Annotated in this window: 15 protein-coding genes and 1 pseudogene; 10 read left to right on the top strand and 6 right to left on the bottom strand. The window is 37.0% G+C overall.

Annotated elements, in window-relative coordinates; all coding sequences use genetic code 11:
* The first annotated feature begins 291 nt into the window (after positions 1 to 291).
* A complete protein-coding gene (locus RRV45_RS05635; RefSeq protein ID WP_315667801.1) occupies positions 292 to 531 on the top strand; it encodes a YusG family protein in 240 nt (79 codons plus the stop codon).
* A 481-nt stretch (positions 532 to 1,012) separates the two neighbouring features.
* Here the strand turns inward: RRV45_RS05635 and RRV45_RS05630 are convergent, their stop codons facing one another.
* Both RRV45_RS05630 and RRV45_RS05625 read right to left on the bottom strand, forming a co-directional pair.
* A complete protein-coding gene (locus RRV45_RS05630) occupies positions 1,013 to 1,159 on the bottom strand; it encodes a hypothetical protein (protein WP_315667800.1) in 147 nt (48 codons plus the stop codon).
* A 249-nt stretch (positions 1,160 to 1,408) separates the two neighbouring features.
* Positions 1,409 to 2,323 carry a vanadium-dependent haloperoxidase gene (locus RRV45_RS05625; RefSeq protein WP_315667799.1) on the bottom strand — a complete coding sequence of 305 codons (915 nt, stop codon included), beginning with the start codon at positions 2,321 to 2,323 and terminating at the stop codon, positions 1,409 to 1,411.
* Positions 2,324 to 2,625: 302 nt separating this feature from the next.
* Between RRV45_RS05625 and RRV45_RS05620 the strand changes: the two genes are divergently transcribed.
* Positions 2,626 to 4,041, top strand: a complete 1,416-nt coding sequence (locus RRV45_RS05620) for a PQQ-dependent sugar dehydrogenase (RefSeq protein WP_315668940.1) — start codon at positions 2,626 to 2,628, stop codon at positions 4,039 to 4,041.
* Positions 4,042 to 4,085: 44 nt separating this feature from the next.
* Here the strand turns inward: RRV45_RS05620 and RRV45_RS05615 are convergent, their stop codons facing one another.
* Positions 4,086 to 4,475 carry a cupredoxin domain-containing protein gene (locus RRV45_RS05615; RefSeq protein ID WP_315667798.1) on the bottom strand — a complete coding sequence of 130 codons (390 nt, stop codon included), beginning with the start codon at positions 4,473 to 4,475 and terminating at the stop codon, positions 4,086 to 4,088.
* A 300-nt stretch (positions 4,476 to 4,775) separates the two neighbouring features.
* On the opposite strand from RRV45_RS05615, the gene RRV45_RS05610 reads away from it, so the two are divergent.
* The 4 genes from RRV45_RS05610 to RRV45_RS05595 all read left to right on the top strand — a co-directional run bounded on the left by RRV45_RS05610 (position 4,776) and on the right by RRV45_RS05595 (position 7,414).
* On the top strand, positions 4,776 to 5,339 hold the full coding sequence (locus tag RRV45_RS05610; RefSeq protein WP_315667797.1) for an NADPH-dependent FMN reductase: 564 nt from the start codon (positions 4,776 to 4,778) through the stop codon (positions 5,337 to 5,339).
* Between the two features lie 33 nt (positions 5,340 to 5,372).
* The gene (locus tag RRV45_RS05605) at positions 5,373 to 5,678 is read left to right on the top strand and encodes a monooxygenase (protein WP_315667796.1); all 306 of its coding nucleotides are present in this window, start codon (positions 5,373 to 5,375) and stop codon (positions 5,676 to 5,678) included.
* 327 nt (positions 5,679 to 6,005) lie between these two features.
* Positions 6,006 to 6,560 carry a hypothetical protein gene (locus tag RRV45_RS05600; RefSeq protein ID WP_315667795.1) on the top strand — a complete coding sequence of 185 codons (555 nt, stop codon included), beginning with the start codon at positions 6,006 to 6,008 and terminating at the stop codon, positions 6,558 to 6,560.
* Between the two features lie 428 nt (positions 6,561 to 6,988).
* Complete coding sequence (locus RRV45_RS05595; protein ID WP_315667794.1) at positions 6,989 to 7,414, top strand: SRPBCC family protein; 426 nt, start codon at positions 6,989 to 6,991, stop codon at positions 7,412 to 7,414.
* A 243-nt stretch (positions 7,415 to 7,657) separates the two neighbouring features.
* On the opposite strand, the gene RRV45_RS05590 is transcribed toward RRV45_RS05595, so the two are convergent.
* On the bottom strand, positions 7,658 to 8,230 hold the full coding sequence (locus RRV45_RS05590) for a GNAT family N-acetyltransferase (RefSeq protein ID WP_315667793.1): 573 nt from the start codon (positions 8,228 to 8,230) through the stop codon (positions 7,658 to 7,660).
* A 246-nt stretch (positions 8,231 to 8,476) separates the two neighbouring features.
* Between RRV45_RS05590 and RRV45_RS05585 the strand changes: the two genes are divergently transcribed.
* Positions 8,477 to 8,770: a hypothetical protein gene (locus RRV45_RS05585; protein WP_315667792.1), complete on the top strand. Its 294-nt coding sequence runs from the start codon at positions 8,477 to 8,479 to the stop codon at positions 8,768 to 8,770.
* Between the two features lie 289 nt (positions 8,771 to 9,059).
* On the top strand, positions 9,060 to 9,746 hold the full coding sequence (locus RRV45_RS05580) for a YjjG family noncanonical pyrimidine nucleotidase (protein ID WP_315667791.1): 687 nt from the start codon (positions 9,060 to 9,062) through the stop codon (positions 9,744 to 9,746).
* A 284-nt stretch (positions 9,747 to 10,030) separates the two neighbouring features.
* Here the strand turns inward: RRV45_RS05580 and RRV45_RS05575 are convergent, their stop codons facing one another.
* Positions 10,031 to 10,168, bottom strand: coding sequence for a hypothetical protein (locus RRV45_RS05575; RefSeq protein WP_165903271.1), 138 nt, complete (start codon positions 10,166 to 10,168; stop codon positions 10,031 to 10,033).
* A 310-nt stretch (positions 10,169 to 10,478) separates the two neighbouring features.
* Between RRV45_RS05575 and RRV45_RS05570 the strand changes: the two genes are divergently transcribed.
* The gene (locus tag RRV45_RS05570) at positions 10,479 to 11,768 is read left to right on the top strand and encodes a phytoene desaturase family protein (RefSeq protein WP_315667788.1); all 1,290 of its coding nucleotides are present in this window, start codon (positions 10,479 to 10,481) and stop codon (positions 11,766 to 11,768) included.
* Positions 11,765 to 11,959, top strand: a pseudogene (locus RRV45_RS05565) (sigma factor); the annotation flags it as partial. The gene RRV45_RS05570 and the pseudogene RRV45_RS05565, both read left to right, overlap by 4 nt.
* A gap of 136 nt (positions 11,960 to 12,095) precedes the next feature.
* Here RRV45_RS05565 and RRV45_RS05560 read toward each other — a convergent pair.
* On the bottom strand, positions 12,096 to 13,979 hold the full coding sequence (locus RRV45_RS05560) for a S9 family peptidase (protein ID WP_315667786.1): 1,884 nt from the start codon (positions 13,977 to 13,979) through the stop codon (positions 12,096 to 12,098).
* Positions 13,980 to 14,017: the final 38 nt, after the last annotated feature.

Below are 14,017 nucleotides of genomic sequence, written 5' to 3'. Positions count from 1 at the left end.
CCACGAGTAAACGTTCTTTTTGTCCCTTACTATTTTGTAGGTAAAGAAAATTAGAACGCATAGCAATATCGCCATCCCCGCTATTGCAAACAGCATATAAAGTACGAACATAATCAATCTCCTCACAGATTGCAATTAGAATAGCTAGAAACAATTACACTTTTTATTGAACAAACCTTCCCCTTTACTTCTATATGGAGGCTTTCCTTTCTTATTTTGCTAAAAGCCCTAATAATAATCTGGCTAATCAGGGAACACTATCTCCAGAGACTCTCTGAAAGGATGAATCATATGGTTTTAAAACAACAGAAAATAGACGTTACGGACCGTATAGTAGGAAAATTAAAAAATGGCGAGATTGAACTTTACTTAGAAAATGAGAAAATCGGAAACATTCAATTGCCTAATGGGTATTCAATCCAAATGGATCATCATTTCGAAACAGACCAACAAAAAATATATCAGCATGTGACAACTACCGAACATCCACAAGCTAGATACACCGACTGTGATGAAGGCGGTTGGTGTTAAGAGAGCAGCGGGACTTTCCGCTGTTTTTTTGCTGAACAAAATTTAGGTTGGTACCCCGTCAGTGCTACAAGCATTAAGCTATGTCTATAAATTGTCTTGGGGATATTAACGTTCAGAGCATTTGCTCCAATCGAATCGTTTTATTTTAAACCTTTTTGCCTTCTTTTCATCTACTGTCATAACACCCCAGACTTCACCCATCTTGTGTAACTTTTTTTGACATTGCTTCCGTCGGTTCTTTTATAAAGAATATAACCTTCTGTTCCTTCTAAGCCATTCTTTAAGAATAATTGTTTGTACCACTATTGGTACCGATGAATAAAGATTTTAATGAAAGCTTGTCAGAATGAATATTAAGATTTTCTCCTACTTTTAACATCAAATCATCATAGATAATTTCTTGGTACTCTGATAAATCTAGGTTAAAGCCTTTAAATATATCCTTTAACACCTTCTTATCAAATTCTTCCCACTTTTTTCTTTATTCTTCTATACAAACGTCCTTAGGTTGCTTTTCGCCCTTGGAAATGGCAAGTGCAACTGTGTTCCCTAAGTTATTACTAAAAATAAAAAGTCCACTAAAACCAAAACAAACCATTAATAGCATACTTATAATAACCTTTTTCAATTTAACATACCTCCCTTTAATATAGGTATGCTTATGCTACCGTGCGTTTATGCACCAATATGGCCCTTATACTGGCGCAAATCTTTATTCAAGAATGGCCCCTATATTAGAATACCTAAAATTTCTTAATTCCTTTGTGTCAATTGTGTAATTAGCATTCTCTATTTTCCATTTTAATGGAATTTAATTTGCGATCTATGACAAAAACCCAGTCACCAGGCCATAAAGGGGGTTTTCAATTAGGATAAATTACCTTGCAGACGGATCTTCCCGTGGATCTAATAAAGATGAGCATTCCCTTCCTCTTGGAAAAGGAATGACTTGTTTATATGGAGGTGGGGGAAGTTGTGCATTGCGGTCTTCTGTTTCAGGTAACTCTATCCTTAACATGTCACTGTCTCGCTGGGTTCGAAGTTCGTTGACGACAATTTGTCCAATTTGCCTCCCTAATGTAAGTCCGTTCAATCCATCTAGATTATAATGAACCCCACCATAAACCCGTGACATCGCATTTTCTTCAGCTAACTCTCGTAATCTTTCTGTTTCTGCCGGGAAGTAATAGCTTAATATTGCTTCAGCACAACCAGAGATGGTCGCATGGCCAGATGGATACGATGGAAACTTTGGTGTACAGATGATGGTCCGTAAATTTTGATCTAGCTGGTTTGGACGGGGGATATCCCAACGATATTTTAGATACCATGTTACGACAAACGCATCATTAATAGCTGATTGTACGTTAGCAAGCAGGCGTGCAGCTCTAACAGGCGTCAAACCATATGTGTCAATCAACCGATCAATAATTGGGGTCCATTGTTTCGTCGCAGGACCTGATCCCCAATATTCCGCGATTGTAATTTGCTCAGATGTGAGATTTTGTAATATTTCCTGTACTTGTCTTAGTTCTTGCCCCTCAAAATCTATCGTATCTGGATGATGAATAGCAAAGACTATTTCATTTCCATCTGGATCTAAGAAATTACCAGATGAATCTCTTCTTAAAAAAAAGGTTGGCCAGGAACCCGCAGTGGAATCGATTGGCTGTGGTACTCTCTTTTCACCCGCATAGGATAATTCAGACCAAAGACGAGGTAAGTTTCGATATTTAGGATGAGAGTTTTGATCCCTTCCATCTTTTTTATTCTTGTTACAAGATGATCCCATACAAAATCTCCTCTCTGAAACATATTTTTTAAAACATAGTACACCTACTTTTTACTTACCTTATGCGTTCAAGAGCTCTTTTGTAAGGGGCAAACTTGCTGATGAAATAGCCTTATTCCTGAATTGAAAAGAGGTAGATCAAAATCTAGTTCAAGTGCAAAAATTATTTGATAGGGATATAGAACTTACATGGACTGCTCAATGACAGGTTATGATGCAATTCCAAACCCTAATGAAGTGTTAATAAAACAGTTCTAATCATATTCTTATAAAAAGAAAACTAAGAAGGGGTGTAAAGTTTGCTGACAAAGGTGAAGGTTCGTTTACGGCCTATTGTAAGTAAGGTAAATTTACCGACTGTTTTGAAAGCAGCTATACTTCCGGGTGACGCAAAAGAAGCATTATTTATTGCAACCCAGGTAGGGGAGATTTTTTACATAAGAGACGGAGTGATACGGACTTTTTTAGATATTCGCCCGCGAGTCATAAAACTAGGAGCTTTGGGTGGCGGATATGATGAACGGGGATTGCTGGGGCTAGCGTTTCATCCCGAATTTTATTATAACGGTTTGTTTTATCTGCATTATTCAGTTGCTGGAACACAAGGTCCAGGTGCTCTTCCTGAATCTTATTCCCCTGACCCGTGTGATCCCAAAACGTTAAACGTAAGGTGGACAAATAGAGAAACTCAATATGATCATATTGATACAGTTGAAGAATGGATTTTACAATCGAATGGTCAATCTCAAAAACAACGGACATTACTTAACTTAAGAAGACCATTTTATAATCACAATGGGGTCAATAGCTTAAACTTTTCACCTGAAACAGGAAAGCTTGTTTTAACCAACGGAGATGGCGGATCAGGCTATGATCCATTCAATTTAAGCCAGAATGATATGGAAATCGCCGGTAAAATAATTGAAATTGACGTAGGTAAAAATACATATATTCAGAGTCCACCTGTAGTCACACGGTTTAATGAACTTCCCGTACCTATTCAGGAAACACTTATGGTGATGGCTAAAGGAGTACGGAATATACCAGGCATTTCATTTCAAAGGTTTAATAATCAATATATTAAATATGCGGGAAATGTCGGACAGGATTTGATAGAGTCTATTTTTTCATTCGGCCAGTATAAACCAATACCGGTTACCAGGCTTGTTCAAGCTTTTTTAAGAAACGCCGAAGTTGACCAAGAAGGATTTATTAACTTTGGCTGGCGAGCGTGGGAAGGTGTGTTCCCTACTCCGATTATAAGGGGCTGCTCTGAAAATCCGTCATTGGATGAGAAAACAATCTCTTTTTATGATGAAGCAGTAAAATATTCAGCCTGTCGTCTTCAGCCCTTAACTAGTTATTTTCATAGTGATCCCCGACCCGATAAATTTGGAGGAACTGCCCTTACAGGAGTGCAAGCCTATATGGGGAATGAAATCCCCGCTTTAACAGGAAGTGTCTTGTTTACTGATATTGCCCGGAAGGAAGAATCCGGGTCTCCGGCTCGAGGGGTATTAGCTTATACAAGGATTAGAACAGATGGTAAACTTAATGATTATAGTGTTATTCAAACCGATTATAATTTTGGTTCCGGGGCAGCTCATTATGTTAGTCTGGGGACGAATCTCGATCAAACCAAACTATATTTAGGAGTTTATGGCTCTATGAAAGTGACTGACTTTAACCAAGGTACTGTTTTTGAAATTATTCAGTGATACAAACTCATTATTAACAAGCAAGGCCTGATTGGCCTTGCTTGTTATTTGACTATTACTTGTCCAACCATTCCTTCCTGGAAATGGTACCGACATATCAGTTCATATGTACCAGTCTGTGTCGGTTTCACGGTAATGGTTTTTTCCTTTCCTGGCTGGACCTCGGCATCAATTCCCAGCTTTTCCACTGTGAAAGTGTGCTCTTTCTTCCCTTTGTTTTTCAATATCAACGTTGTTGTTGTTCCATTCGGAATCGTGATGACTTTCGGATTAAAGGAATCATCGTTCAACTCGACCTCAATCGATTTCACCGTCTCCAAGGGTTGTGTTATGGCACCGGATTCGGCTAATACGCCGAGTGAGCCTGAAGTGCTCATAACCACAATCATCGCAAGCAAAACTGCCAATCCTGTTAAATACTTTTTCCCAAACATTCGTTAACCCTCCTTTCCTATACATTACTTTTTCCAAATTATGAAATATTATCATGATTTAATTGTCAAACGATAATTCCTCCCAGAAATTAAATAAGGAAGGGCTGTCATTTTGATTTCCCTCCTACTTTTTCAACAATTTCTTTAAAGAGTTGGATAAACAACAAATCCATATAATTATTGGTGTTGTTAATTTCAAATAAGCTCTACAATTCATTTATAAGATAAGTATATCTTTCTACACGAATGCAACGTTTAAGTTAGAAGGTTATTCTAATAGAATTTTTAGGAGGAATAGAAATGGGTAAAATCGGTATTATAACAGGAAGTACTCGGGATTCTCGAGTAAATTTAAACGTGGCGGAATGGGTAAAATCCATTGCTGATAAACGCACTGATGCAGAATACGAATTAGTGGATATTAAAGATTACAACCTTCCAAGATTCAATGAGTCCATCCCACCTATTATGTCAGGAGGTAATTATGAAACACCAGAAGCAAAACCTTGGTCACAAAAAATTAGCGAATTTGATGGGTTTGTATTTGTTTCACCAGAATATAATAAATCGGTTTCATCTGGATTAAAAGATGCCATTGATTATCTATATGTTGAATGGAACCATAAAGCGGCTGGGGTTGTAAGTTACGGTTCTACCCTTGGCGTTACCGTAACAAATGACTTACGTTTAATTTTAAGTGTTCCAAAGGTGGCTGTAGTAGGCCCAAGCGTAAATATGAGTCTGTTCACAGATTTCCAAGATATGACGAAATTCAATCCAGCACCTCACCATGAAGAAGTTTTAAACAAAATGTTGGATGAAGTGGTCGCTTGGTCTAATGCTCTAAAAACAGTTAGAAGATAAAAGGCAGGACACAATTAATTTAGGAGGCCGACAATGGCATACTTACTACAAGTAGATTTCCACATGGATGGTCCATTTGGTGATGAAATGGCAGGAGCCTTTACAGATTTAGCAAAGAGTATTAATGAAGAAGAAGGCTTCATTTGGAAAATTTGGACTGAGAATCAGGAAACAAAGGAAGCAGGAGGCATTTACCTTTTCGAAACAAAAGAAACAGCTGAAAAGTATTTAGATATGCATACGAAAAGACTTGCGGGATTCGGTATTACTCATGTGAATGGAAAGATCTTCGCTATCAATTCAAAACTTACGGAGATTACGAAGGGTCCTTTAGAATAAGTATTTAAAGTGGGTATAAAAATTGCAGAAGAAGGCATTAAACCAACACTGAAAAAGTTCGGCGAAACCGATATTGGTGTTTGTGGTCCTGACGGCTGTTCGATTTAAAACTATCCTTAAAAAAAACTAAGAAAACAATCTGTATACCTTTATTAATGATACAGATTGTTTTCTTAGTTTCCAGACGTGGTGTTCTCCAAAGCTGTATTCGTAAAATTTGTTGTTTTATAGGATATTCAAATTTTATCAAATGCAAAGAAAAGGATAATGAAACTTTTATAGAGTAAAATCGTAAAAAATATTAACAACTTGAACGAGGGTATATTTGTGAAGAAAATAATAGCAGTGTCTACTATTGTTTTGGTTTTGCTTGTTGGTTGCCAAAACAATGAAAACAGGATTCTTGATACTTCTAATTTAAGAGAGAGAGAAATGAATAATCTTACAAACACACAAAAGGAAAAGATGCCAATCATTTATCAAGCACTTTCAGTTAAGGAAGGACTTACAGCACTTCCATTCAAAATGAAATTGCCTAAAGTTCTCCCTTTCGATGCTCTGCCTTTTCAACCACCTACTATTAACGATATGTCTCGTGATGGCAAAAATTTGATGGTTGAATTTAAAACCTTCTCAAAAGGTAATTCTGAGAAATCAATTATTCTAATGATAACTGCTATTAATAGTGAAGAAGAATTGGATAGTTCTAATTCGGAAGAGGTTAAATTAAACAGTGGTGTAACTGCTTATTATACAAGTAATTCTCTATCATTCAATTCAGATGGAGTCTCCTACAATATCGCTTATACAAATGGTGAAATTCCTAAAGAACAACACAAAAATGAAATTATGGAAATTGCAAACCAAATGATTGAACAATAATGAGACTGTTTATACGAGCTTTTTTATACACTCCTTAATATCCCAATCGTTGTATAATTATATTTTTGACACGTTGAAATAAGCATGTGCTCAACTCGATTTTCAAATACAAAGTTTTTACCTTTTTTCAGGGTATTGAGAGCCTGAAAATAGCGTATTAGTCATATCATTAAAAGATTTTCCGTAATCATTACATAGATAGTGTTGTCTTGAACAATATAAATGCAAGGAACAATTAGATAGAATTTACATATAACAGATTAACATAACTGTCCACCCGCTACCTTCATCACAATGAACAAATAAATCTTACCCATCCATTAATCAAGTTTCAGAATAGATTCTCTTTTCAATATAAATTATAATATAGCAAGGTAACTTTTGGAAAAACCGCTTAAATTATTCATTTTAAAAGGAGGCAGATAAAAATGGAAATATCTAAGGAAATTACAGTAGAAACAACTGTTCAAGCACCAGTTGAAAAGGTATGGGAATATTGGACAAAACCAACTCATATGACAAAATGGAACTTTGCTTCAGATGAATGGCACTCCCCTTTTGCTGAAAATGATTTAAGAGAGGGCGGGAAATTCATTTCAAGAATGGAAGCCAAAGATGGTAGTTTTGGTTTCGATTTTGGAGGAGTTTATAATGAAATAAAACTACATAAGTTAATTGCTTATACAATAGACGATGGAAGAAAAGTGAAAATCACTTTTATCGACAGAGGAAACGAAACTGAAGTAATTGAAACTTTTGATGCCGAGACTACGAATTCAATTGAGTTACAACAACAAGGGTGGCAGGCGATTTTAAATAATTTTAAAAAATACGTAGAGCAAACAAACAATTAAAAAGTTTTTTCATTTAATCATTATTATAAGTCATCAAAATAATAGGGCGGCGTTTCTGTGGACATTCAATAGCCACAGAAACCGCCATTTTTTACTTTATTTAACTAACATGCCCTTTGTTTGAACAAGAAAAAAGAGCCGTCTAAGCAGCTCAACGATCTTCAAGTAAAGTAGAGTTGTGAAACTTTATAACTTTCGGTAATGGGTTTTCCAGCTTAACACAACGAAAAACTCTTTCTTTCCTTAAATTAACAGGTTTGAGGTACTCTCCCATTCAGACTTAAGAATTGAATATTGATATTCGTCAACCCACTGTCCTTTTGACATGTAATTTTGTAAAAAATGCCCTTCTCGCCTCATACCAACACATTCAAGTAAAGCAATAGACTTGTTATTTCTAACATCTGTATGTGCAATTACTTTGTGTTTTCCTAATACTTTAAATATATAATCCAATAACGCACTAACAGCCTCACTTGCATATCCATTCCCCTGGTATCCTGGAGAAAGAGTAAACCCGATTTCTACAATACGGGGTTCGTCTAAAAGCGTATGAAGTGCACAATCTCCAATGAGTTGATTAGTCTCAGCTAAAGCAATGGCAAATTGGAACCAAGTACCTGGCTGATTAGGGTTATTTTTACTTTGTTCATTAACGAACGATTCGGCTTCGTGATATTGATAATTCTCCCATGATTGAAATTTAGCAACTTCAGAATTTGAACGATATAAATGGAAGTCATCAGTGTCGTTAAGACTAAATCTTCTTAAAATAAGTCTTGTTGTTTTTGCGAAAATCTGATTGTTTTTTTCCATGGTATTTCCTTCCTAAACTTTCGTCAAGTAGATTTCATTGTTAACTGTTCTGCGGCTTTACCACCAAAAGCGGTCAGCCTCTATTGTGCTAAAGCCCCCGTTAGAAGAAAAATGGCTGCCGTTAAGACAACTATATCTTAAACCAACATATAGTGAGTAAAACTACTTCAGCTGGGTAGTATATGTTTGGGATGGTGTGTTTTCATCATTAGCATATTCCCCATTAATAAACAAGGAAGTGAATAGATGGATCAGAGTAACGTTCGCAATAACTTTGGTGGAAATGTAGAAGAAAGCGGCAAAAATCAAGCTGGTAGTAATGCTAATCAAGATGCGAGTGACCTTGGTGAAGCAGCAGGAGCTTTTAATGGAGCCGTTGCGGGTGCTATGATAGGTGCTCCATTTGGACTAATTGGTACTGTGATAGGCGGTGTTTCAGGCGGTGCTATTGGTAACCAGATCGTAGAGGGGGCTGAAGTCGATGACAAATCAGCTTCCACAAATCGTGATGAGAGCAATAATAACTCTATAAATAAGTAGCAGGCACTTTACAAAAATGTTCTTGTGTTAATCTCACCAAAAAAGGACCGTCAAAAAGACAGTCTTTTTTTTCACTAAAGTACCCTTTAGCTTAAGTATATTTCTTCTCAATTTTTCGCTATACAATCTAAACTTTATTCAAGAATATTTCCCTTAAATGCAAAATAAGCACTTATCCTTCTTCAAGGATTGGGCCCTATTCTTGAATAACAATAATATGTGTGAGAAAATTTATAGGGAGTAGATAATTTTTGAGTATCCTTAACAGAATTAAAAAGCAGGAGAAAAAATGAAGAATTACGATATTATATTTTTTGATGTAGATGACACACTTTTTGACTTTACTAAATCGGAGCAAGAAGCTTTTAATAAAGTCTTTGATAAATATAATTTATTAAATAGCTTAAAGCTATACGAGAAGAATTACCAAGAAATTAGTAAAGTGTTGTGGAGAGATTTAGAAAATGGGAAAATGAGCCTTGTTGAACTAGGTTCAGAAAGATTTAGGAGATTATTTTTAGATCATGAACTCGAAATTGACGCAGTTGTATTCAATGAAGATTATTTGGGATTTCTTGGAGAACAATCGCACCTTGTTCAAGGAGTTGAAAAAGTCATTAGCGATCTCTCGCATAAACGCTTAGCAATTATTACGAACGGCTACACTGATGTACAAACATCAAGAATTAATAATTCCCCGTTTGAAGGTACATTTGAACATATTATTATCTCTGAATCCACTGGATTCCAAAAACCACAAACAGAAATTTTTGATTATGCTTTTAATAAACTACAGATTACAGATAAATCCAACGTACTAATGGTTGGCGATTCGTTGACTTCTGATATTCAAGGTGGAATTAACTATGGTATTGATACTTGTTGGTTCAATCCTAAGTACAAGGAAAATAATACATCTATAAAACCTACTTACGAAATAAATAAATTAGAAAGCCTGTTAGAGATTATAAAATAAGAGCATTACGTCTTTGACGTAAGCAATACAAAAGAGACAGCTATTAAGAAACAATTTTCACAATCTCCGTACCAAATAAAAAGGCGAGCGTTAACGCCCGCCGATATCATCCGAAACAAAAACCATATTGCAGCTGAAACATTTCCTGACATAACAACGAATAAAACAGCGTAAGAGTAAAAAAACCCCTTTTTTGCTTATGATATTTGTGGTCAGCAAGATTCTTCGGTTTGCCGTTCGTATCCCAGATCAGATCTGAAGGCTTCCCTACAGGTCTGATGGGCTTAAAACGGCTCAATGGCTTTCTCGTTTTTACCAGTTTGAGGCTGATTTTCAATTCTTCTTTCTTCGGCTTCCTTAGGAATTTCTTTAAGGTGTTTATTTACTTCTTCTACTTGATTTGTAGTTCTCATTTCATCCATTTTCAAAAACCTCAATTCATTAAAATATTTTGATAAAAATAGTATGCAGCAGTAACGAATATTTTATGTCCCCTGAAGTAAGATCCACATTTTTTTCCTCCGGTAATTCACAAATTCTATTTAAAACTCACTTCTTATGCATCTCATTCCATTCTTTTACCAAACTCTTTAGTGGGGCCAGTAAATAAGCTTCTTAAATCAGTTTGTATTACCTAACAATCCACTCCATCAAAAAACTTTCGCCTCCATTTTGTCACAAAATCATTCACTCATCCGTTATATTTGTAAATAATCAAAAAGGATGATGATCATGACAAAATATGAAGTGGCTATTGTAGGCGGGGGAATTGCGGGTTTAACTGCTTCGATCTATGCAGCAAAAGCAGGGAAACGAACCATTATATTGGAACAGCAAAAACAATTGGGGGGCAGAGCCATCACCATCAAAAAGCAGGGGGTATATTTTAATTTGGGCGCGCATGCACTGTATAAAGGCGAAGCGTATGAAGCATTCCGCGAACTCGGATTACGGCTTGAGGGAGGCACACCGTCTATTGATGCTTACGGGATGTGGAAAGAACAAATATTGCCCTTACCAACGAACACATTCTCCTTCTTTCAAACGCCGCTCCTAAGTTGGGGAGGAAAACTAGATCTTGCAAAATGGTTCATTAAATTAGGAAAAATGGACACAAGCGTTTGGAATCATATCAGTATCCGTGATTGGATTGAAACTCAATTACATGATCCAATGCTGCGTAACCTGTTCTATGCACTGCTCCGAACATCCACTTATGTGCTTGCTCCTGAATTACACGCTGCTGGTCCTGCCTTAAAACAGCTGCAGCGTTCACTAAAAGGAGTCTTGTATCTCGATAAAGGCTGGGGGACACTCGTAGAAGAGCTGCGTGAACTTGCTGTCCGACAAGGAGTGAAGCTAGTTACTGGTTGTAAAGTGATTGCTGTCGAGCATCAAGATCAAAAAGTACACTCGATTTTATGTGAAAGCGGCACTAGAATAGAAGCAGCGAACATTATACTAACTACACCGCCTTCCTTTTCTCACAAACTAGTTCCCCATGCGGATCAAACAGCACTCGACACGTGGAACAAGCAAGCGATTCCTGTTACGGTTGCCTGCCTAGATGTTGGATTGCGCCAGCTGCCTATACATGAACACCAATTTATCTATGGATTGGATCAACCAATTTTCTTTACGAACCAATCACGGGAGGGAAAACCAAGGCCAGCTATCTTGAGTGATGATGGGACACAATTGATATCACTTTTTAAGTATCAGGGTCCACAAACAGATGCAGCGAAGGATGAACAAGAGTTAGAGCAAGTGTTAGATATGGTTCAACCCGGCTGGCAGAATGAATTAGTTATAAGACAGTTCCTGCCGAAAATGACTGTTGTCCATGACTTTCCTCATATAAAAAGAAAGGTCGATCCAGGCCCTGCTGTTCCTGAAATTAAGGGACTATATGTTGCTGGTGACTGGGCCTCACATGGAGAACTGCTCGTAGATGCATCTGTAGCTAGCGCTAAACGAGCCGTTTCTCAACTATTGAATACTAGAGAGGAAATCAAATTATGAGTATGGAAGGACTTTATCAAACCTATCAACCTCTGCTTTTTTCCTTAGCCTACCGTATGTTAGGCAGCGTGATGGATTCAGAGGATATTGTCCAAGAAGCGTTTATAACCTTTAATCAGCTCCCCAACAGCGAACAAATCGAAAACAAAAAAGCGTATTTATGCAAGATAGTCACCAACCACTGTCTGGATTTGATATAAACTATGGCATTTGCAATAGTAGACTCCAAACGATTTCTAAATCGCAGTTTTCACTCTATCAATAAGTAAAATCAGCTGGCCCATCCATTTAAGCCAGCTGTTTTTTTTACTATTTATCATCATTCAGTTAGGATGTTTGTTTGTTTGTTTGTTTGTTTGTTTGTTTGTTTGTTTGTTTGTTTGTTTGTTTGTTTGTTTGTTTGTTTGTTACCACAGAGTAATGCTGATTATTTCCAATGTGTTTTTCAAGGAAGTCAGCCAACTCGGAATATGCATAAATTTTATTTTTTAGTTTTGAAAACGTATGACCTTCATCTTCAATACGAATATACGTAACAGGATGATCTCGTTTCTTTAGTTTATTCACAATCTGCTCAGATTCTTCAATTGGGACACGCGGGTCATTAACTCCATGGATCACCATAAGGGGAGAGGTGATTTGATCTGCATGATTCAATGGATCGATTTGATCAAAAAATTCCCCATCTTCTTCAACCGTTCCATATTCAGCCTCTCTAAACCTCTTACGCCAAGGACTTGTAGTTTTTAGGAAGGTTCTCAGGCTTGAGATTCCAACGATATCAATCGCAGCCGCCCACAAACTAGGATAGTGACTAATGGCGGAAAGAACCATAAATCCACCATAGCTGCCTCCCATAACCGCTATCTTACCAGTATCAACATGGATATCTCCTTTAAGCCATTCCACTAAATAAATTAGATCTTTCACAGCATCCATCCGTTTACGAACATCATCTAAATGGGTATACGTCTTTCCATAACCTGTACTGCCGCGAATATTTGGAGCCACCACTGCATAACCTCGGTTTAAAAAATATTGGAAAAGGGGATTGTAAACGGGACGACTTTGACTTTCCGGGCCACCATGAATATATATGACAACCGGCATTTTCTTAAGCGCAGGTTTCGGTTTATAGTAAAAGGCGGGGATCTGAACGTTGTCAAAAGAACGATAGAATATTTGCACAGGCTCAATTAATTTTCCCTTAAGTATTGGAATGTGAGAAACATGTGTAAGCTGTTCTGCCTTGAGGGTTTCTAGGTTAAGCGCCCATATATCAGATGGGTGTGCAGGCCCGTTTAATATATAGAGGAGCTTTTGGTTTTTTGGTGAAAATTTGAGATTGGAGATCACACCCATTGGTGTTTCCCATGTATAAAGGGTACTTATATCTAAATCTAGTAAATACCCTTTGGAGATCCCCCCTACATTGATCGTGAAAGCTAATTGATTTTTTTTCTCATTCATGGCTAGCCCTTCAAAATCCCACTCTCCCTGCTCCAGCCAAGTGAATTGTTTAGTAGGTAAATAAATACATGCAAGCCCAAAAAATTCACGGTCTTTGTTTGATAACAGATAAATATGATCTCGATCCTTATTAAAATGGACATTCTTAAAGCTTGCTTCTCCCGAATGTTCTGTTATCCAGTTCATGTCTCCAGTTAATAGTGATAACACTCCTAAATCATGATCAAGGGGAGTGTTTGTTTTTCTAACCAATAATGAATGCCCATCGGGAAACCATTTCAGAACAGAAAACGCCCCATCTTGGGCAAAAACGAGGCAGATTTCGAGAGTCTCAAGATTCTGGATATAAATATCAAAAAATGCTTGATTTCGTCGATTGCTAGACCAAGCAATCCATTTTCCATCTGGAGAGCTTCCACCATACAAATGAACATGTTCTGGGGAGTTTGTCAGGGCAATCAGCTCTCCATCCTTCTTTAATAAGTAAAGCTGTTCCCTCTCATTTCCGGAAACGTCCATCCCAATAATCAAATCCGATGTACCAGTAACATATTTTATGAATGTGATTCCTTCCTTAGTAAAAGAGGATTGGGCAAGCTCCCTATTTTCTCCATCATACTCCCATACCTGTGGCAATCCCGTATAATCACAGATAAAGCTTATCTTTTTTCCATTTGGTTCGTATTCAAGATTTTTCACCGTAAGAACATGCAGATAAGGATCTAGACTTATTTCATCCATTTCATTACCACCTATCATCTATTTTTAGAAAAATTTCT

The organism is Bacillus sp. DTU_2020_1000418_1_SI_GHA_SEK_038 (assembly GCF_032341175.1).
Classification (GTDB): Bacteria; Bacillota; Bacilli; order Bacillales; family Cytobacillaceae; genus Cytobacillus.
Note: the sequence above shows the minus strand (reverse complement) of the source record. Positions and strands in the feature narration are given on the sequence as shown.

What these genes read in the sequence shown, in the direction of transcription:
- RRV45_RS05570 (WP_315667788.1), top strand. Translation starts at nt 10,479, where the DNA reads ATGACAAAATATGAAGTGGCTATTGTAGGCGGGGGAATTGCGGGTTTA.
- RRV45_RS05590 (WP_315667793.1), bottom strand. Translation starts at nt 8,230, where the DNA reads ATGGAAAAAAACAATCAGATTTTCGCAAAAACAACAAGACTTATTTTA.
- RRV45_RS05635 (WP_315667801.1), top strand. Translation starts at nt 292, where the DNA reads ATGGTTTTAAAACAACAGAAAATAGACGTTACGGACCGTATAGTAGGA.
- RRV45_RS05595 (WP_315667794.1), top strand. Translation starts at nt 6,989, where the DNA reads ATGGAAATATCTAAGGAAATTACAGTAGAAACAACTGTTCAAGCACCA.
- RRV45_RS05560 (WP_315667786.1), bottom strand. Translation starts at nt 13,979, where the DNA reads ATGGATGAAATAAGTCTAGATCCTTATCTGCATGTTCTTACGGTGAAA.
- RRV45_RS05610 (WP_315667797.1), top strand. Translation starts at nt 4,776, where the DNA reads ATGGGTAAAATCGGTATTATAACAGGAAGTACTCGGGATTCTCGAGTA.
- RRV45_RS05580 (WP_315667791.1), top strand. Translation starts at nt 9,060, where the DNA reads ATGAAGAATTACGATATTATATTTTTTGATGTAGATGACACACTTTTT.
- RRV45_RS05615 (WP_315667798.1), bottom strand. Translation starts at nt 4,475, where the DNA reads ATGTTTGGGAAAAAGTATTTAACAGGATTGGCAGTTTTGCTTGCGATG.
- RRV45_RS05585 (WP_315667792.1), top strand. Translation starts at nt 8,477, where the DNA reads ATGGATCAGAGTAACGTTCGCAATAACTTTGGTGGAAATGTAGAAGAA.
- RRV45_RS05625 (WP_315667799.1), bottom strand. Translation starts at nt 2,323, where the DNA reads ATGGGATCATCTTGTAACAAGAATAAAAAAGATGGAAGGGATCAAAAC.
- RRV45_RS05605 (WP_315667796.1), top strand. Translation starts at nt 5,373, where the DNA reads ATGGCATACTTACTACAAGTAGATTTCCACATGGATGGTCCATTTGGT.
- RRV45_RS05575 (WP_165903271.1), bottom strand. Translation starts at nt 10,168, where the DNA reads ATGGATGAAATGAGAACTACAAATCAAGTAGAAGAAGTAAATAAACAC.